Annotated in this window: 18 protein-coding genes; 7 read left to right on the top strand and 11 right to left on the bottom strand. The window is 73.7% G+C overall.

What is annotated here, in order from left to right; all coding sequences use genetic code 11:
• The first annotated feature begins 122 nt into the window (after nucleotides 1–122).
• The 4 genes from QJS33_RS08480 (at nucleotide 123) to QJS33_RS08465 (ending at nucleotide 5,375) form a co-directional block, all read left to right on the top strand.
• Nucleotides 123–2,837, top strand: a complete 2,715-nt coding sequence (locus QJS33_RS08480; RefSeq protein WP_306367319.1) for a bifunctional GNAT family N-acetyltransferase/acetate--CoA ligase family protein — start codon at nucleotides 123–125, stop codon at nucleotides 2,835–2,837.
• Nucleotides 2,838–2,967: 130 nt separating this feature from the next.
• Nucleotides 2,968–3,540, top strand: coding sequence for a DUF5998 family protein (locus QJS33_RS08475; RefSeq protein WP_306367363.1), 573 nt, complete (start codon nucleotides 2,968–2,970; stop codon nucleotides 3,538–3,540).
• 289 nt (nucleotides 3,541–3,829) lie between these two features.
• The gene (locus QJS33_RS08470) at nucleotides 3,830–4,651 is read left to right on the top strand and encodes an enoyl-CoA hydratase-related protein (RefSeq protein WP_306367318.1); all 822 of its coding nucleotides are present in this window, start codon (nucleotides 3,830–3,832) and stop codon (nucleotides 4,649–4,651) included.
• Nucleotides 4,652–4,721: 70 nt separating this feature from the next.
• A complete protein-coding gene (locus QJS33_RS08465) occupies nucleotides 4,722–5,375 on the top strand; it encodes an MBL fold metallo-hydrolase (RefSeq protein ID WP_306367317.1) in 654 nt (217 codons plus the stop codon).
• A gap of 1 nt (nucleotide 5,376) precedes the next feature.
• Here QJS33_RS08465 and QJS33_RS08460 read toward each other — a convergent pair whose 3' ends face one another.
• From QJS33_RS08460 to QJS33_RS08450, 3 genes are all read right to left on the bottom strand, one after another.
• Entirely contained in the window at nucleotides 5,377–7,374 is a 1,998-nt protein-coding gene (locus QJS33_RS08460; RefSeq protein ID WP_306367316.1) for a CHAT domain-containing protein, read from the bottom strand.
• A gap of 446 nt (nucleotides 7,375–7,820) precedes the next feature.
• Nucleotides 7,821–8,231, bottom strand: coding sequence for a hypothetical protein (locus QJS33_RS08455; RefSeq protein ID WP_306367315.1), 411 nt, complete (start codon nucleotides 8,229–8,231; stop codon nucleotides 7,821–7,823).
• A complete protein-coding gene (locus QJS33_RS08450) occupies nucleotides 8,228–8,770 on the bottom strand; it encodes an RNA polymerase sigma factor (protein ID WP_306367314.1) in 543 nt (180 codons plus the stop codon). Before QJS33_RS08450 ends, QJS33_RS08455 begins: the two co-directional genes overlap by 4 nt.
• Before the next feature lie 282 nt (nucleotides 8,771–9,052).
• On the opposite strand from QJS33_RS08450, the gene QJS33_RS08445 reads away from it, so the two are divergent.
• Nucleotides 9,053–9,547, top strand: a complete 495-nt coding sequence (locus QJS33_RS08445) for a DUF3145 domain-containing protein (RefSeq protein ID WP_306367313.1) — start codon at nucleotides 9,053–9,055, stop codon at nucleotides 9,545–9,547.
• On the top strand, nucleotides 9,526–9,666 hold the full coding sequence (locus QJS33_RS08440; protein WP_372339618.1) for a DUF3145 family protein: 141 nt from the start codon (nucleotides 9,526–9,528) through the stop codon (nucleotides 9,664–9,666). The genes QJS33_RS08445 and QJS33_RS08440 overlap by 22 nt, the downstream gene beginning before the upstream one ends.
• Here the strand turns inward: QJS33_RS08440 and QJS33_RS08435 are convergent.
• From QJS33_RS08435 to QJS33_RS08420, 4 genes are all read right to left on the bottom strand, one after another.
• Entirely contained in the window at nucleotides 9,663–10,070 is a 408-nt protein-coding gene (locus QJS33_RS08435; RefSeq protein ID WP_306367312.1) for a DUF1707 domain-containing protein, read from the bottom strand. The genes QJS33_RS08440 and QJS33_RS08435 overlap by 4 nt on opposite strands.
• A gap of 66 nt (nucleotides 10,071–10,136) precedes the next feature.
• Nucleotides 10,137–10,961, bottom strand: a complete 825-nt coding sequence (locus QJS33_RS08430) for a 3'(2'),5'-bisphosphate nucleotidase CysQ (RefSeq protein ID WP_306367362.1) — start codon at nucleotides 10,959–10,961, stop codon at nucleotides 10,137–10,139.
• A 20-nt stretch (nucleotides 10,962–10,981) separates the two neighbouring features.
• Nucleotides 10,982–12,016, bottom strand: a complete 1,035-nt coding sequence (locus tag QJS33_RS08425) for an ATP-grasp domain-containing protein (RefSeq protein ID WP_306367311.1) — start codon at nucleotides 12,014–12,016, stop codon at nucleotides 10,982–10,984.
• 253 nt (nucleotides 12,017–12,269) lie between these two features.
• Nucleotides 12,270–12,806, bottom strand: a complete 537-nt coding sequence (locus tag QJS33_RS08420; protein ID WP_306367310.1) for a YbhB/YbcL family Raf kinase inhibitor-like protein — start codon at nucleotides 12,804–12,806, stop codon at nucleotides 12,270–12,272.
• Nucleotides 12,807–12,983: 177 nt separating this feature from the next.
• Between QJS33_RS08420 and QJS33_RS08415 the strand changes: the two genes are divergently transcribed.
• Entirely contained in the window at nucleotides 12,984–13,949 is a 966-nt protein-coding gene (locus tag QJS33_RS08415; RefSeq protein ID WP_306367309.1) for an LLM class F420-dependent oxidoreductase, read from the top strand.
• A gap of 31 nt (nucleotides 13,950–13,980) precedes the next feature.
• Here the strand turns inward: QJS33_RS08415 and QJS33_RS08410 are convergent, their stop codons facing one another.
• The 4 genes from QJS33_RS08410 to QJS33_RS08395 form a co-directional block, all read right to left on the bottom strand.
• Nucleotides 13,981–15,198, bottom strand: a complete 1,218-nt coding sequence (locus QJS33_RS08410) for a CdaR family transcriptional regulator (RefSeq protein ID WP_306367308.1) — start codon at nucleotides 15,196–15,198, stop codon at nucleotides 13,981–13,983.
• Nucleotides 15,199–15,784: 586 nt separating this feature from the next.
• Complete coding sequence (locus QJS33_RS08405; protein WP_306367307.1) at nucleotides 15,785–16,351, bottom strand: SRPBCC domain-containing protein; 567 nt, start codon at nucleotides 16,349–16,351, stop codon at nucleotides 15,785–15,787.
• A 70-nt stretch (nucleotides 16,352–16,421) separates the two neighbouring features.
• Nucleotides 16,422–17,030, bottom strand: coding sequence for a TetR/AcrR family transcriptional regulator (locus QJS33_RS08400; protein ID WP_306367306.1), 609 nt, complete (start codon nucleotides 17,028–17,030; stop codon nucleotides 16,422–16,424).
• Nucleotides 17,031–17,049: 19 nt separating this feature from the next.
• On the bottom strand, nucleotides 17,050–18,546 hold the full coding sequence (locus QJS33_RS08395; protein ID WP_306367305.1) for an MFS transporter: 1,497 nt from the start codon (nucleotides 18,544–18,546) through the stop codon (nucleotides 17,050–17,052).
• Nucleotides 18,547–18,646 lie beyond the last annotated feature (100 nt).

The raw sequence follows: 18,646 nt of genomic DNA, 5'->3' as shown, positions 1-18,646 counted from the left end.
AGGGTGCTCGCTCCCGGATGGGGACCTTCGACCCCCGGGAACAAGGGCGGACCGCCGGCGATCTCGCACCGGCCGCATCGACTTTCCCCGGAATCGACCGATTGTCGTCTAGTCTCGCAGTCGTGCAGTCCTACCCGAACCACTGGGAAGCCGACGTCGTTCTGACCGACGGAGGCACCGCCCACCTGCGCCCCATCACCCCCGGCGACGCCGACCTGTTGCGCGAGTTCCACGGCAGACTCTCCCCGGAGACGATCTACTACCGGTTCTTCGCGCCCTACCCCCGCCTCTCCGACCGCGACGTCAGACGCTTCACCACGGTCGACTACGAGGACCGGGTGGCCCTGGTCGCCACCATCTCCGACGCCCTCGTCGCCGTGGTGCGCTACGACAAGGTCGCCCCGGAGGAGGCCGAGGTCGCCTTCGTCGTGGAGGACGCCCACCAGGGGCGCGGGCTGGCCTCCGTCCTGCTGGAGCACATCGGCGCGGCCGCCCGCGAACGCGGCATCCGCCGGTTCATCGCGGACGTGCTCCCGGAGAACCGGCGGATGATCAACGTCTTCCGCGAAGCCGGGTACACCGCCCAGCAGACCTTCGACGAGGGGGTCATCCGGCTCACCCTGGACATCCAGCCCACCGACGACTCCACCGAGGTCATGCGGGCCCGCGAACAGCGGGCCGAGTCGCGCTCCATCGCCCGGCTGCTGTTCCCGGAGTCCGTCGCGGTCATCGGCGCCAGCCGCACCGCCCACACCATCGGCCAGACCGCCCTGCGCAACCTCCTCGACAGCGAGTTCCAGGGTCCCGTCTACCCCGTCCACCCCGAGGCCAGGGCCGTCGTGGGCGTGCGCGCCTACCCCTCCGTGCTGGACATCCCCGACCAGGTGGACCTGGCCGTCGTCGCCGTGCGCGCCGAAGCGGTCGTCGACGTGGTGGAGCAGTGCGCCGAGAAGGGCGTGCACGGCCTGATCGTGGTCAGCTCGGGGTTCGGCGAGACCGGCCCCGAGGGGCGCGCCCGCCAGGACGAGCTGGTGCGCACCGCCCGCGCCGCCGGGATGCGCGTGGTCGGACCCAACTGCCTGGGCGTCGCCAACACCGACCCGTCGGTGTCCCTGAACGCCACTCTGTCGCCCGACCTGCCGCAGAGCGGGCCCATCGGGTTCTTCTCCCAGTCCGGGGCCCTGGGGCGGGCCATCCTACAGCGCGTCGCCGACCGGGGGATGGGCCTGTCCACGTTCGTCTCCGCGGGCAACCGCGCCGACGTGTCCGGCAACGACCTCATGCAGTACTGGCAGGAGGACCCGTCCACCGAGGTCGTCCTCCAGTACCTGGAGTCCCTGGGCAACCCGCGCAAGTTCACCCGCCTGGCCCGGCGCCTGGCCAAGCTGAAGCCGGTCGTGGCGGTGCGCAGCGGCGGGTCCGCGCAGACCACCCCCACCGGCCACGCGGCGGGCGGGCTGGCCCTGCCCGACTACGCCGTCACCTCGCTGTTCCAGCAGGCCGGGGTGGTCCGGGTCGACGACATCACGCAGATGTTCGACGCCGCCCAGGTGTTCGCCTACCAGCCCCTGCCCAAGGGGCCCCGGGTCGGCGTCATCGGCAACTCCGACTCCCTGGAGCTGCTGGTCAAGGACGCGGCGATCCGCCAGGGCCTCAAGCCGCACGACCCCGTCAACCTGGGCCCGCAGGCCACCGCGGACGACTTCGACCGCGCCCTGGAGGCGGCCCTGGCCGACGACGACGTCCACTCCGTCGTGGTCGTGTTCGTCCCCGCCCTGCACCCCATCTCCGACGACGTCGCGCGGGTGCTGCGGGCCCGTTCCCTGGGCTCGGACAAGCCCATCGTCACCACCTACCTGGCCCGCCAGGGCGTTCCCGACGAGCTGCGCCACGTGGGCGAGCGCGGGGAGACGCTGCGCGGCTCGGTGCCCTCCTACCCCGCGCCCGAGGACGCCGTGCGCGCCCTGGCCTATGCCACCCGGTACACCCAGTGGCGCGACCGCAAGCCCGGCCGCCACCCCGAGCTGCCCGACATCGACGGCGCCCGCGCCCGGGCCACCATCACCCGGGCGCTCAAGAACGGCCCGGGCGAGGAGGAGGTCTGGTTCGGCGGCGAGCGCCGTTACGACGAGGACACCGCGGTCTCCGCCGAGGACACCCGTGAACTCCTCTCCTGCTACGGCATCACCGCCTACCCCGACATCCCCGTGTCCTCTCCCGACGAGGCCGTGGTGGCCGCCGGGCGCCTGGGCTACCCCGTCGTGGTCAAGGCCGACTCCCCCGACCTGCGGGTGCGGTCCGGGGGCACCTTCGTCCGCGCCGACCTGCGCACCCCCGACGACGTGCGCAGCGCCTACCTGTCGCTGGCCGACCGGTTCGGTGCCGAGGCCGACCTGGTCGTGCAGCGCATGGTCGCCCCCGGGGTGCCCACCGTGGTGCGGGCGGGCGACAACCGGTCGTTCGGCTCGGTGGTCTCCTTCGGCCTGGCCGACGTCACCGCCGAACTCCTCGACGACCGCGCGTTCCGGCTGGCCCCGCTCACCGACATGGACGCCGCCGACCTCATCCACGCCGTGCGGGCCGCGCCGCTGCTGTTCGGGCTGCCCGCCGGGGCCACCTCGCTGGCCGAACAGCCCAATGTGGAGGCGCTGGAGGAACTCCTCATCCGGGTGTCGCGCCTGGTGGAGGCGTTCCCCGAGATCGGCTACATCGACCTGGACCCGGTGCTGGTCAACGCCACCGGCGCGCACGTGCTGGGCGCCCGCATGTGGCTGCGCGAGGCCCCCGACATCCGGCCCGACGCCGGGCCCCGGCGCTTGCGCGGGGTGACGTTCTGATGCGGTGGCCGGTGCCCGCGCACGGGCGAGGGGTGGCGTCCTGATCAGGCATTGGGCATCCCGTTTCGCCCAGCGGTCGCGAAGTGCCGCGGGGAGCAGGCAGGATAGGGATATGAGGAAAACACGCGCCGTGTCCACGGACTGGCGGCTGGAGATCGAACGCAGCGGCTACTATCCCGCGCTGGTGATCGACGCCGTCGCCACGGCCCTGGGCGACGAGAACGCCGAGGCGTTCGTCGTGCACCACGAGGCGACCTTCGACCCGGCGATGGAGATGCGTCGGCACATCACCGTCATGCTGCTCACCGCCACCCGGCTCGTGGTGTGCCACACCGACGAGCACCCGCCCACCGAGACCGGCGGTACCTCGCACGCGTCCACCACCACCGACAGCATCCAGCTCGGCAACATCCAGTCGGTCGCCCTCACCAGGGTCGTGCCCAACCCCGCGCAGTACACGCCCGGGAGCATGCCCAGCGAACTGGTCCTCAGCGTCAACCTCTCCGTCAACTGGGGCGCGGTCGCCCACATCGACCTGGAGCCGGCCTCCTGCGCCGACGAGAGCTGCGAGCTCGACCACGGCTACACCGGCGCCATCACCGCCGAGCCGCTCACGCTGCGGGTGAGCGAGGCGGCCGACGGGGCCGAGGCCGTCGCCACCATGCTGAACTTCGCGAACGCGCTGTCGGCGGCCACCCGCTGACACCGGATTCCCGCGGGGCCGGGGACCGCAACGGTCCCCGGCCCCGTTGTGCTTCACACGTTCGCCCTCTGACCGTGACAGGGACTTAACGAACACGGGCCACTCGGCCGTGGTGCCTTAACAATCCGTCCGTCTAGGGTGGAATCGGATTCGTGCATTCCGCCACAAGAGAGGCGCGTCCGGTCACAAACCGGGCGTTCTCGGGTGCGCCGTACCCCGACGGTGCGCACGCTCTCACACACTCCCCGCACCCGCGGAGATGATGGACCCGGAGAAAGGTCGGTCTGCGATGACGCAGCACTCGTCCCCGACGACCAAGGACGACACGCCACTGGTACGCCTTGAGGTGGACAGGGGAGTGGCCACGGTCACCCTCGACTCCCCCCGCAACCGCAACGCGCTGTCCGCGCGGCTGCGGTCGGAACTCTCCAAGGCGCTGTCCGACGCCATGGCCGACGACGAGGTGCGCGCCGTCGTCCTCACCGGCACCGGACCCGTGTTCTGCGCCGGGGCCGACCTCAAGGAGGTCGCCGCCGCCCTGGCCGGGGAGCCCGTCGAGCCGGCCCCCGAGCTGCCGGAGGTCTTCGAGCAGATCATGGGCGCCCCCAAGCCCGTCATCGCCGCCCTCAACGGCGCCGCCCGCGCCGGCGGCATCGGCCTGGTCGCCGCCGCCGACATCGCCCTGGCCCCCAAGAGCGCCACCTTCGCGTTCACCGAGGTGCGCATCGGCGTGGTGCCCGCGATCATCTCCGTCCCCGTGTCCGCGCGGATGCACTCGCGCCAGCTCAGCCGCTACTTCCTCACCGGCGAGCTGTTCGACGCCTCCGCCGCCGCCAAGGCCGGGCTCATCACCCAGGCGGTACCCGACCGTGACATGGCGCACGCCCTCGACGCGGTCCTCCAGGGCATCCGCGGCTCCGCGCCCAAGGCGCTCTCGCGCACCAAAGAACTGCTCGGCGAACTCGGCGCCGGGGCGCTGGCCGCCCCCGAACGGCGGGCCGAGGCGTTCTCCCGCATGGGCGAGCTGTCCGCCGAGTTCTTCGCCGCCGAGGACGCCGCCGAGGGGCGGCTGTCCTTCTTCGAGAAGCGCCCCCCGCGCTGGGCCAGGTGACCACGGCCGGACGCCCCTCCTTTCGGGGCGTCCGGTGCGTTCGCTCCTGTGAAGAGGTCACAATGGTCGGGTGAGCTACTCCGGAGATACCAGGGTCGGCGGCCCCGCCGACCTGCGACGACTACCGCATCTGACCATCACCAAGATCAGTGTCGGCCCCATGGAGAACAACGCCTACCTGCTGCGTTGCCGCTCCACCGGCGAAGCCGTCCTCATCGACGCCGCCGCCGAACCCGACCGCATCCTCGAACTCGTCGGCTCCGACGGACTCGACCGGGTGATCACCACCCACCGCCACCAGGACCACTGGCAGGCCCTGGCCGAGGTCGTCGGTGAGACCGGCGCCCGGACCGTGGCCCACCCCGAGGACGGAGGGGAGCTGCCCGTCTCCGTCGACGAACCCGTCGTCCACGGCTCGCGGATCCCCGTCGGGGACGGCCACCTCACCGTCATCCACCTGCGCGGCCACACACCCGGGTCCATCGCGCTGCGCTACGACGACCCCGAGGGTCACACCCACCTGTTCACCGGGGACAGCCTCTTCCCGGGCGGAGTCGGCCGCACCTGGTCCGACGAGGACTTCCGGACCCTTCTCGGTGATGTCGAGGAGCGCGTGTTCGGGGTCCTGCCCGACGACACCTGGGTCTACCCCGGCCACGGCCGCGACACCACTCTGGGCGTGGAGCGCCCCCACCTGGACGAGTGGCGCGAACGGGGCTGGTGAGTCAGGCCCCCAGACACACGAAGCCGTGCCGTCCCAGATGGGCGGCCACCGCTTCGGGCGGAGCGGCACCCGCCGCCAGCGCCCGGTGGAAACCGGCCACGGCCCGCCCGGTCCCGGCATCGCGCACCGGGGCCGGGCTGGCCACCACCGCGCGCACCCCCGCCGCCAGCAGCGCCCCGGCGAAGCGTCCGGCCCCGCACGAGGTCAGCACCACCACCTCCGGCGGTGCCGCCGACACCAGGTCCAGGGCCAGCAGCGGGCCGTCGGCCAGGGCGACCGACGACAGCAGCGGGGAACGTTCCGCCACCCGGCCGTGCCCGGACAGGTGCACCAGGTCGCAGCCCGCGGCCCCCGCCGCGACCTCGTGGACCCGGGCGGCCCTGCGCGCCCCCGAATGGACCCCGCCCAGGTCGGCGACCTCCCGAGCGGCGCCCCGCGGCGTCGGTCCCGACGCCAGCAGGACCCGCCGCCAGTGGGGGAGCGGCCGTGCCGCCCGGTCCACCCACGACCGTGCCGACGGCACCACCGCGACGGGACGACCGCGCAGCCCGGGCAGCGCACCCCACGGTGGGTGACCCAGCCGCGGATCGGCGGCGATCACCAGCGGCCGGTCGCGCACCAGCGCCAGCACGGGGGCCAGGGCCGCGGCGACCCCCCGCGCCACCCGAGCGGGCGGGCCCAGCGACCGGGCGTGCACCCGGCCGTCGACCACGACCAGCGCCACCACCTCGCCCACGACCACCAGACGCACGAACGCCCGGTCGGCCAACAGCCCGGACAACCGGGCGCCCACCGGACCGCACTCCCGGTCGGGCACGCCGCGTGCGTACCGTGCCCGCTCCCACCGCCGCGCGTACACCAGGCAGTGCCGGTCCCGCCCGTTCGCCAGCGCCTCCCGGTACCGCTCGACCACCGGGTCGCACCGCCCCGCCGGCACCCGCGGCTCCGGGGGCACGGAGAACTCGGCCCACTCCAGCGCCCCGCGCAGATCACCCCGCGCCAGCGCCACCTCCACCCCGGCCCGTACCACCTGCGGATCCCCGGCCACGTGCGGATCCCCTCCCGCCGGTCCCGCGCAAGCCGCCCACGGATCACCGATCTCCTGTGATTCATGGGTCACCCGCGGACCAGAGGTCTCCTGCCGCCCGTGGGCCGTCCGTGGGCCACCGGTCGCCCGGGGGGTCCGGGCCGGGTGTGATCCGTGGACCACCCGCGGCCCGCCGGGCATCCGCGGGGCGGGGGGCCACGGGGGAAGCCGGACGTCCACCGCCCGGTGCGCCGCCACCAGACGGGGGACGGGCCGGGAAACGCTCAACGGTCGCCGCAGCTCCAGTGCGGCGTGCGCCCGCTCCTGCGGCGAGGTGTACAACCGCTCCAACGGGGCCGCGCACACCCGGTCGGCCATCGCCTCCACCCGTACCGCCAAGCGGAACCACAGCGACCCCGGACCGTGTGCGTCCTGGACCCGGCGGACCAGTTCCCGCGCCCGGTACCGGTCACCGCGCAGCAACCGCAGCTTGGCCTCCACCAGCAGGGTGACCGGCTGCGCCGACCGGCCGTGCGCCCACGGGCCGTCCGCCAGTGTCAGCGCGGCCTCCTCCAGACGGCCCTCGGCCAGCAGGGCCTCCGCCAGGTCGGTGCACAGCGCCTCGCGCCGGTCGGCGGGCAGCCGGTGCGCCAGGTCCGTGAACACGGCGATCGCCCCGGCGGGGTCGCCCCTGCGCAGCGTCAGACAGCCCAGGTTCTGCCGGGTGACCAGTTCCAACAGGTCCAGGTTCCGCTCCCGGGCCAGGGAACGGGCCTCCTCCAGGTGGTCCTCGGCAGCGCCGAAACCGCCGCACAGGATCCTGGCCAACCCCAGGTTGGCGAGGAACCCGGGCAGGACCGGTGCGGCCTCCTCGGCCAACGGGTGCCGCCGCAGCCGGGCATGGGTGCCGTCCAGGATCTCCACGGTCTGGTCGAACAGGCCGCGTTCGGCCAGGTCGACACCGAGGATCACGCGTTGGAGGAGAAGGCGGCCGGACCTTTCCACCCGCCCGTCCCGGCCTGTTCGCCAACGGACGGAGGGGGTCGAGGAACGGGGTGCGGGAGGGGACGGGGTCAAGGTCCGGCCGCCTTTCTCCGAGGGGGAGGAGCACCTCTAGGAATAGCAGCGGGTCACCGCCCGTGTGGAGGCGTGAACCCGAAGTCACCTCGGAGTCGGTCGCTCAAACGGGGGCAAGACGGGGCGAAAACCGACGACGGCCCGGTGGTTCCTGTCGGGGTGCAATGGCAATTCGGAACCGCCCGATCTGTGACCGTTGGGCCCCGCCGCCGAGGACGGAGCCGCGGGTCACCCTCTGGGGGGTGTTCCCGGCCTTCTCCCCCGCGCAGGGTGCGCCGCCCCCGCGGGAGGCCCGAACGCGCACGGCGCCGGGGTCCCGCGGCCCGCACACCGGACGGCGGTCAGAGGGTGAACCATTCCGTGATGAGCGGGGCCTCGGCGTCACGGCGGAGGGTGAGCCGGATCGGCCCGCGGTGCAGATCCTGTAGGGCGAACTCGCCGGTCTCCTCGATGGAGGCGACGTCCTCGCGCCGGCCGCCCGGCCGGTGGGCCTCCAGCAGGGCGTACCCGAACTCGCCCCGGACCGTCCCGGACAGGGTCCGGGACGGTCCGCGGGCGTGCAGGGACAGGTCGATGCGCACGTCCTCGAACTCGAAGGCCAGCTCTCCGACGACCGGGTCGTCCACCGACCGCACCTCTTCGAGGCGGGGCCCCCGGTCGACCACGAGGGCGGCGAGGTCCATGTCGTCCGCACTCCGGTCGAAGGCCGCCAGTGCGGCCTCCCGGCCCTCCATGCCCTCCCGGCCGCTCATATCTCGTCCTCCAAGGTGTTGCGCAGCCTGCGGACCATGCGGCGGCGCTCGTTGAACGCGACCCGGCGGTCCTGCGGCGGCGGGGCGGCATCGGGTTCGAGGAAGCGCAGGGCGGCCCGGCGCTCGGCCGGGTCGCGCAGCCGGTCGACCGCCCGGCGCAGCGCCTCGTCGCGCTCCTTGCGCAGGTACTCGGCCTCCGGGTCCGGGGCGTCCCCGTCGACGTGGGCGAACTTCTCCGGATCGGTCGGGTACTGGCGGGCGTCGCGCCTGCGCTGGCGCAGGCACTTGTCGCGGGTGACCCGGGACAGCCAGGCGCGCAGGTGGTGCGGCTCGCGCAGCCGGGGCAGGTGCAGGTTGAGGGTCAGCCACACCGTCTGCACGACGTCCTCGCGGTCGGGCGCGGACAGTCCGAAGGAACGGGCGATGCCGTTGACCATCGGCAGGTGGCGGTCGACGATGTCCCGCCAGGCCCCACGGCTGCCGCACGCCGCCTGTCGCACGAGTTCGGCATCGTCAAGGTCGAGTCCGGTTGTGGCCAATGTTCGGGGACGTTCGTGCCGTGGGTCGCTGGAAAGTACGGTTTCAGGGTCCTCGTGCGACTGGTCTGGCAAACACGCCCCCACTATGATCGGACTCCCCCTATAGCACCTTCGGGGCACAGGTTACTCCGGAGGGGCGGGGGATGCCGGAAGATCCCAGAAGATCGCTGGTCCTCAGGGTGCCCTTCGGGCACAATGGGGCAAAGGCATTCAGGCGGGTATGCAACCTTCTCGTGGTACGAGGGCGTCGGGGAAGCGCACTCGTTCGTATCAGGAGGTTCGGTGTCCGCACGTGGCGTCTTGTACGTCCACTCCGCGCCCGCGGCGCTGTGCCCACACGTCGAGTGGGCGGTCGCGGGTGTCGTAGGAGTGCCCGTGAAACTCGATTGGGTCGCCCAACCAGCGGCACCCGGCAACCACCGTGCCGAGCTGAACTGGCAGGGGCGGCCGGGGACCGCGGGGGAGGTGGCCTCGGCGCTGAACACGTGGCAGCGCCTGCGGTTCGAGGTGACCGAGGAGGGGTCGCCCGGCTGCGACGGCGTGCGCTACAGCTACACGCCGTCCCTCGGCATGTTCACCGCGGTCACCAGCGCGGCCGGGGAGGTCCTGGTGCCGGAGGGCCGGCTGCGCCTGGCCGTGGAGGAGGCCGCCGCGGGCGGGTCCGACCTGGCGGCGGCGATCGACCGCCTCACCGGTCGTGCCTGGGACGAGGAGCTGGAGCCGTTCCGCTATGCCGGTGACGGTGCGCCCGTCCGCTGGCTCCATGCCGTCGGCTAGCGGGGTTCTCCCTCGTCGGGCCGAATCGCCTCACCGGTCGTGCCTGGGGTGGGGAGTTGGAGCCGTTCCGCTATGCCGGTGACGGTGCGCCCGTCCGCTGGCTCCATGCCGTCGGCTAGCGGGGTTCTCCCTCGTCGGGCCAGATGAGGGAGGCCAACAGCACCGCCGCCCAGATGCCCAACGGGACGAGCGGCCAGTACGGCACGAGTTCGCCGCCGATGAGGACCGCCGCGCCCCACACCCCGGTGAGGAGTACGGCGATGCCCAGCCACCAGCGCCACTCGTCGGCGTGCTCCCAGCGGGGCTCCTCCCGGGCGGGCGGTACGAGCGGCGGCCGGGCGGGCGCGGGCAGGTCGGCGATGAGTCGGTCGAGCTCCCCGATCAGCACCGCGCGCAGTGCCGACTCCACCCGGCGCTCGTACTCGACCAGGTCCAGGCGGCCCTCCACGAACGCCGTGGTGAGCCGTTCGACGATCTGCTCGCGCTCATCGTCGGAGGCGCGTGTACGGTACCCGTTCTCCACTTCCCACCCCCTGGGGCGCGGTGCGGTGCCCACACGATACGCGCGCGCCCCGGGGCGGGGGAAGGGTCATCGGTCGGCGAGCCAGCGCGCGACCGTGCGGCAGGTCGCCGGGTCGGCTCCGCCGACCAGCCCGGTGTGCTCGTACCCTCCGCGGTACCGGAAGGGCGTGCCGTCCAGCCGGGTGAGCAGCCCCCCGGTCTCGGCCAGGATCAGGCCGGGAGCGGCCACGTCCCAGTCGCGCACGGGCACGTCCTTGACGAACAGGTGGGCGGTCCCCTCGGCGATCAGGCACAGTTTCAGGGAGATGCTGCCGCTCTCCAGGTAGCCGTCGTACCCGAAGTGCTCGGCGACCCGGGCGGCGATGCCGCGCGGCTCGGGGGTGTTGTCGGTGAGCACCCCGTGCCCGGGCGGGGCGGCCCGGTGCCGGGGCAGGGGGACGCCGTCGCGGCGGGCGCCCCGGCCGCGCACGGCGGTGTACAGGGTCCGGGGCTCGGGGGCGTACACGGCGGCGACCTCGGGGCGGTCGCCGATGACCAGGGCGGCCTGGGTGACGTACCCGGGGAACCCGTGCGCGTAGCTGGCGGTCCCGTCGATGGGGTCGATCAGCCAGTACCGGGGCGGACGCTCCCGGGCCAGGGAATCGGGGTCCTCCTCGCTGACCACGGGGATGCCCGGATCGATCGCGGTGAGCCGCTCCGACAGCGCCCGGTGCGCCCGGGCGTCGGCCTCGGCCTTGAACTGGCTCCCCTCCCACACGCCCCGCAGTGCCGCGGCGTCCGCGCGCCACTCGCGCAGCAGGACGCCGACCTCGGTGACCGCCCCGGCCACCGCCTCCGCGAGCGGGTGCCCGCCGCCCGGCTCTCCCGTGGCCGCGCCGCCCGTCCCGCCCATCGGCTCGCTCACGGTCCCGCTCACCGACCCGTCACCGGTACCACCGGCGCCGGGCCGGGGTCCCGGACCGGAACGCCGACGGTGGCGGGCGCCGGGCTGATGCCGTGCGAGGTGAACTGCTCCTCGTCGATGAAGTCGTCGGTCCAGCGCCGCACCATGGTCACCCCCTCGCGCCAGTCGTCGGCGAGCCGCGGGCCGTTCCCGATCGCCTGGCCCACCAGGCCGGCGATCTCGTCGACCCCGGCGGCGGCGGTGAGCGCGGAGGTGGAGGAGAAACGCGGGTTGATCTCGAACACCCGGGGCGTGCCGCTCTCGTCCAGGCACAGCTGGACGTTGAAGGGCCCGTCGGCCCGCAGGGACTCCTGGACCGCCCGGCAGGTCTCGATGACCGCCTCGTTGCGGCGGGTCACCGCGTACTTGGTGACGCCCTGCTTGAGGACGACCTCCTTGGGGACGACGGCCTGTACACCGCCGTCGCGCCAGGCCACCACGGACACGGTGTACTCGGGGCCGGTGATCCGTTCCTGGACGATGAGCTCGTCGGCGGGGTGACCGCTCTCGGCCACGACCCGGGCCAGGTCGTCGACCGAGTCGATGATCCGCACCCCGCGGCTGCCCCGGCCGCTGCGCGGCTTGACCACCAGTCCCCGTTCGGCGTCGAAGGTGTCGGTGGGCCATTCGGAGGCGAGCCGGGTGCGGGGGACACCGATCCCGGCGGCGTCGAGTTCGCGCATGAGCCGGTACTTGTCCAGGCAGGTGGCGACGAACTCGGGCAGCGGCAGCAGCACGGCGACCCCGTCCTCGGCCAGGCCGCCGACGTGCAGCAGTTCCTCGTCGACCAGGGGGATGACGGCGACCGCGCCCTCCTCGGCGCACAGCGCGCGCATGCGGGGCAGGAAGGCCTCGCTGTCACCCGGGGGGACGAGGTGGCCGCGGTCGGCGAGGTACAGGCCCGGTGCGGTCGGGTCGACGTCGGTGGCGACCACACGGTAGCCCTGCGCCCGCAGGTGGAGGATGGTGCCGGGGGTGGGCGCCGACCCCGCCGTCGTCACCACGATGGTCGGTTTCCTCGAAGACTTCTCTGGCACCGGACGAACCCTTCCAAGCCGTGTCTGGCGGATCGCGGGGGGATGGACCGAGAGTAGTCTCCGGCGGGCGTGATGGCCCGTCATTGGCCGGATCCGGCTCGGCGGTGAACCGTTGGACCCCCTCGCGCGTGTATCCATCGGCCCCCGGGAGGAAGAGGGCCGAGGGCGGGTGCTCTCTGGGGAGAGGACACCCGCCCTCGACACGCCGTCCGTCCCCGCCCTACTTCTGTTCGTAGACGGGGGTGATGATCGCGCGCCCGATGGAGTGCGAGAACAGGTTGAACCCGAGGAACGCCGGGCTGGCGGAGGCGTCCACGGCCAGTTCGGGCACGTTCACGGCGTGCACCACGAAGAAGTACCGGTGCGGTCCGTGCCCGGCCGGCGGTGCGGCGCCGATGTAGCGGTGGCCGCCCGCGTCGTTGCGCAGGGTGACGGCACCGGCGGGCAGGGCGCCGGCCTCACCGGATCCGGCCCCGGCGGGCAGTTCGGTGACGTCGGCGGGGATGTTGGCCACGGCCCAGTGCCAGAACCCGCTGGCGGTGGGGGCGTCGGGGTCGAAGCAGGTCACGGCGAAGCTCTGCGTCCCCTCGGGGGCGCCGCTCCAGGACAGCTGTGGCGAGACGTCCTCGCCGCCCGCGCCCATGATCCCGCTGACCTGGGCGCGGGACAGGAGCCGCCCGTCGGCGACGTCGGTGCTGGTCACGGTGAACGGCGCGACCGGGGGCAGGAAGTCGTAGGGGGAGGGTGGTACGGCCACGGTGAGGGCCTCTTTCGTCCGCTGTGTTCTTCGGGCCCTACGAACATACTCCGGTGCGGGACCGCACTTCCGGTGCGGGACCGGGTCGCCATGTCGCGGGCCCGCCCGAAGACAACAGACCGACCGGGCGGTATGGTCGGGGGTCACCGGCACGGACGACACCGACAGGGAGCCACCATGACCAGTCGCTGGGGCATGACCGTTCCGCTTGAGGGGATCCCGCTCCTCGACCAGCGGGCGATCATCGAGCGCATGCCCGACCAGGGCTACACCGACCTGTGGTCGGCCGAAGCGGGCGCCACCGACGCGTTCACCCCCCTGGCCCTGGCCTCGGTCTGGGCTCCCGACCTGCGCCTGGGCACCGCCATCGTGCCCGCCTACACGCGCGGCCCGGCGACCCTGGCGATGAGCGCGGCGACGATGGCCGCGGCCGCGCCCGGCCGGTTCGCCCTGGGGATCGGCACCTCCTCCAACGTCATCGTCGAACGCTGGAACGCCATCCCCTTCACCGAGCCCTTCAAGAAGGTCCGCGACACCGTCCGCTTCCTGCGCGAGGCGTTCACCGGCGCCCGGGTCAAGGCCGACTACGACACGTTCTCCGTCCAGGGCTTCACCCTGGGCGCGGTGCCGCCGCAGGTCCCGCCGATCCTGGTGGCGGCGCTGCGGCCGGGCATGCTGCGGCTGGCCGGGCGTGAGGCCGACGGCGCGATCATCAACTGGCTGTCCCCCGAGGACGTGCGGACCGTGGTCCCGTACGTGCACGAACAGGGCGAGGGCAAGGAGATCGTCGCCCGGATCTTCGTCATCCCCGGCGCCGACGCGGACACCGCCCGGGGGATCGGCCGCTGGGCGATCTCGGCCTACCTCAACGTCCCGGTGTACCGGGCGTTCCACGAGTGGCTGGGCCGCGAGGAGCTGAACCCGATGTGGAAGGCCTGGGACGAGGGGGACCGCAAGGGCGCGCTGGCCGCCATCCCCGACTCGGTGGTCGACGAGCTGATCGTGCACGGCCCGGCCGAGTACTGCCGTGAGCGCATCGGCGCCTACGTCGAGAACGGGGTGACCACCCCGGCCCTGGCCCCGATCCTGCCGCCGGGGATCGACCCGGCCGGGGTGGTCCGGGACCTCGCCCCGCGGGACTGACCCCGATCCGCCCGGGGCCTCCGTGCGACCCTCACGGGTCTTCGACGGTCCCGGGCAGCCGGCGGGCGCGCAGCACGAGTTCGAGTTCGAACCGCTCGCCGGGGTCGCGCAGCCGCGCCCCGAACAGCTCCTCCAGCCGCCGCATCCGGTACCGCACGGTCTGCGGGTGGATGCGCAGCCGCTCGGCGGCCTCGTTGGCGTTGGATCCGGCCTCCAGCCAGGCCAGCAGGGTCTGGGCCATCCGCTCCCGCTGGTGCGGGCGCAGCTCGGCCAGCGGAGCCAGCCGGGCCCGGGCCATCGCGGAGAGCAGGCCGGTGTCGCGGGAGAACAGCAGCGCCAGCAGGTGGTCGTCCCAGCGCACCAGGCCGTTCCCGGGGACCGCCCCGGAACGCACGAGTTCGGCCAGATCCCGGGCCCGCTCCAGCGACTCCGGAACTCGCTCCAGCGGCACGCTCGGCCCCAGTACCGCGCAGGCGCCCCGCAGCGACCGCTCCAGCGCCCGCAGCCTGCCGGGGCCCTCGGGATCGGGGAGCAGCGCGCAGGGTTCGGGGCGCTCCAGGTCGACCAGCGCGTCGGGCGGCAGCGACGGGGGCAGGGTGTCGGGCCGCCCGGCCCCGCCGCCCGCCGGCCCGGGGCGGACCAGGACCACGGCGGCGCGCTCGGGTGTGCGCCAGTGGGCGCCGCGGGCCAGCGCCGCGACCGCCGCCGGGTCCCGGCCGACCCCGGTCAGCAGGGCCTCCAGCAACCGGGTGCGGCGGTGCCGGGAGGCGTCGACGCCCGCGGAGCTCACCCGGGCGTGCCCCTGGGCGGCGGCCGCGCCGAGCTCCTCCTGGAAGAGCAGGACGGCCTCGCCCAGCGGCCCCAGCCGGTCGCGGGACAGGGCGTCGTCGTCGGACAGGACACGCCAGACGACGGCGGCGATGACGCGCATTCCGGCGTGCAGGCGCTCCAGGCCGCGTCCGTGTCCGGCCTCGTGGGCGCCGAACGCCCGGAAACGCGCGAGCAGTGCCTCGTCGGGGCCGCGATCCGTCCCCAACCGCGCCATGAAGCCCTGCACCCCGATGTCGAGCAGGCGGCGCGCCCCGATCTTCGAGCCCGGTGCCACCAGGGCCTCACCGAGCCTGCGGTGGATACCGGCGAGGGCCTCCTCCACCAGCACCGGCGCCAGGGAGCGCAGGCGGGCGCCCACCTCCGGGGGGATGTCGGAGAACGGGTCCGTGCGGCCGCTCTCCCGCGGGGGACGGGTCATGTCTCCTCCGGCGCGGACGCACGGCGGAGCCGTCCGTGGCACGCCCGCGCGTGCTCCGTGCGCCAGATCGGGGGGTGCGTCCCGCCGGGGGTGACGGGGGACACACCAATATCACCAGAGCCGTCCTCCGGGGACAAGACCGGCCCCCTGGTAACGCGGCCCGGGCGGTACCGGGACCGGAAGGGGCCGGCCGCCGGTCACAGACCGGGACGACGATCCGGTCGGCCAGGACGCCCGGTGCCGGGCCCGGCTCCAGGCGGACGAAGCCGGTGGTCCTCTGGCAGACCATCGGGTACCCGGGCCTCCTCTCGACCTTCCGGACGTCGGCGGGCGCCACCACGACGGCCGGCACATCGCCGGTCTGCAACAGGGTCTTGGGCGGCGCCGGGGCCTCCCCCCGCCCCGATCCCGGCCGCCGCTCACCTTCTGCTCTTCCGCCACAGCCTCGCCGACTCCTCGCGCAGGTCGAACCGCATGATGCGGGGCGCGATCCGGCCGGTCGGCGGCACGATGGTGAGGAGACCGCACAGGTGGCCGACGGTGTAGGCGGTGGCGACGTCGTCCTGTGGCTCCGTGGCCGGTACGGCTAGCCGAAGAGCAGGTAGCCCAGCAGCATGCTGCCCGCCACCACCAGCAGGGCGGCCGCCGACCACAGCCGCTGGACGCCGACCCCGTCCCGCTTCGGCGCGGCCGGGCCCCCGTCCGTGCCGCCCCGGGGCGCATGCTCGTCCAGGCGGCGGGCACAGCGCTCCATCAGCCCGCCCGCGACCTCGGTGAGCACGGGCTCGCTCCAGCGGGTCAGCCCGCCGGTCAGCTCCAGGTCGGTGGTCACGGACACGGCGGTGTGCTCCCCGCGTCCGTGCAGGTCGGCGGTGATGAGGGCCGCGCCGGTCCCCTCGCCGCGCCGGGACCGGCCGGTCGCCTCGACGACGATGCGGCGGGCGCTCTCGTCCTTCTCCACCAGGCGTGCGGTTCCGTGGCAGGCGACCACGGCGGGGCCGACCTTGATGCGCGCCTCGGCCAGGTGCGTGTCGCCGTCGGCCCCGACCAGCCGTACCCCGGGAATACAGGGGACGAGGGACTCCACGTCGGTGAGCAGCTCCCAGGACCGCTCGACGGGTGCGTGGACGACGAATTCGTTGCTGATCCTCATGGGATGCCCTCCGCTCGGGCCCTGGAGGAGGTGCGGACCCGGCGGGCCCTGTCCCGGGTACGGTGCGACGTCAGGTCCTGCGGCCCGGAACCGCCGACGTCGCGCCGCGTGGTCCCCGGCCCCCGGCGGGCGGGTCGGGTACGGCGGGGGCGCAGGCGTCGATGTGGGCCTGCACGGCCGGAGCGTACAGGTCCAGAAGTTCCTCGTCGGGGAGCTTCCGGAACAGGCCCACGACCCGCAGGCCCTCGGCGAGCCCGATCATCTGGCAGGCGACGGCGCTCGCGTGGCGCCGGTCCGGGGTGGTGTCGCCGATGATACGGGCCACGCTGTCCAGGAGTTCCTCGCACACCGGAACGCGGTCGGCCCCCGGGGACTCGCGCACCCGGGCGGTGGTCATCAGCCAGTTCTCGGGCAGACCGTGCCTGTGGCGGGTGAGGACCTTCTGCACCAGCGCCCGGCCCAGCGCGGACCGGGGCAGGTCGAGGTCGCCCGTGGGGATGCGGTGCGGCCCCATGGCGTCGAAGAGTTCGGCCTTGCTCCCGTAGTGCTTGATGACCAGGGCCGGGGAAACACCGGCCGCCGCGGCGATGTCGCGGACGGTCACCCCTTTGTACCCGTGTTCGCTGAAGAGCGCCCGGGCGGCGGCGATGATCGCCTCACGGCTGTCGGTTCTGGTCACGGTGCGGAGCTCCCGGCGTTCAGGTCCCCGTGGATTCCCGGGGATGACGAGGGTAACCGTCCGCGTCGGGGGCCGGCACCGAGTGGTCCCGGGGCGGTGCCGGCACGGGACCCGGGTCGGGTTCGGCCTCCCGCCCCCGCACCGGGATGAACAGCCCGACGGCGACGCCCGCGGCGCAGGCCGCGACCCCGGCCCACAGCGCGGCGTCCATGCCCGCGGCCGACGGGTGGGGCACGCCGTCCACGGTCACCGTCAGCGACGCGAACAACAGGGCGAGCAGCGCGCTGGCCGAGGAGGTGCCCAGGGAGCGGACCAGCGCGTTGATCCCGTTGGCGGCGGCGGTCCCGCCACGGGGCACCGCGCTCATGATCAGGACGGGCATCGCCGCGAAGGAAATGGCCGTGCCCACACTGACCAGGGTGCTCCCCAGGACCGCGTTGACCAGGGAACCGGGGACCAGTACCCGGACCAGGTAGGTCAGCCCCATGAGGGCCAGCCCGATCAGCAGGGTCGGCTTGCCGCCCCACCGGTCGAGCATGCGGCCGGCCACGGGGGAGAACGCCAGCATCATCAGCCCGCTCGGCACCATGAGGAGACCCGCCGTGACCACCGGCAGCGCCAGGCCGTACCCGGTCTCCGTCGGCACCTGGAGCTCCTGGGTGAGGACGAGGCCGTTGAGGAACATCGCGAACCCGGCGAAGTAGGACGCGATGTTGGTCAGCAGCACCGGCGGCAGCACCGCCGTGCGCAGGTCGACCATGGGGGCGCGGGTCTTGAGCTGGAGCGGGATCCACAGGGCCAGGAACAGGACCGACACCCCGGTCAGGGCGAGCACCCGCGGTCCGCCCCAGCCCCAGGCGGCGCCCTTGGACAACACGAGCAGCAGGCCGACCAGGACGACGGACAGCACCAGGGCGCCCAGGATGTCGAAGCGGCCCGGGGAGCGCTGCGGCGACTCGGCGACCGACAGCCGGATGAGCGCGATGAGCACGGCGCCGACGGCGGCGGTGGACCAGAACAGGGACGTCCATCCGAACGCGCCGTAGAGCACCCCCGACAGCGGGAGTCCGAGCGCGCCGCCGATGCCCAGGGTCGCGCTCATCAGCGCGACGCCCCCGGCCAGTTTCTCCCGGGGCAGCTGGTCGCGCATGATGCTGATGCCCACCGGGATGAGGGAGGCCCCGAACCCCTGCATGGCGCGCCCGATCAGGAGCGGCACGAAGCTCCCGCCGACGGCGGCGATGAGGGACCCGGCCGTCATCACCGCGAGCGAGACCAGCAGCATGCGGCGCTTGCCGTACATGTCGGCCATGCGGGCGACGATCGGGGTGGCCACGGCGCCGGCCAGCAGGGTGGCGGTGACCAGCCAGGAGGCGTCGTCGGCGGACACGTCCAGGATCCCGGGCAGGTCCGGGAGGAGCGGGATGACCAGGGTCTGCTGGAGGGCGACGATCATGCCGCAGAGGGTGAGGACGCCGGTGGTGAGCCAGGCGGGCATCCGCGGTGCGGACGACATGGGGCCTCCGGGGGGTGGGAGGGGGTGAACAACTGTTCACCGCCAGGGTAAACAGTGTTCAGTCCCGGTGGCACGCCCCGGCGGCCGAACGTGGCGTGGA

The sequence above is a fragment of the Nocardiopsis sp. CC223A genome, from assembly GCF_030766825.1.
Classification (GTDB): Bacteria; Actinomycetota; Actinomycetes; order Streptosporangiales; family Streptosporangiaceae; genus Nocardiopsis.
The sequence above is the reverse complement of the archived record's forward strand: the minus strand, read 5'-3'. Positions and strand labels throughout refer to the sequence as shown.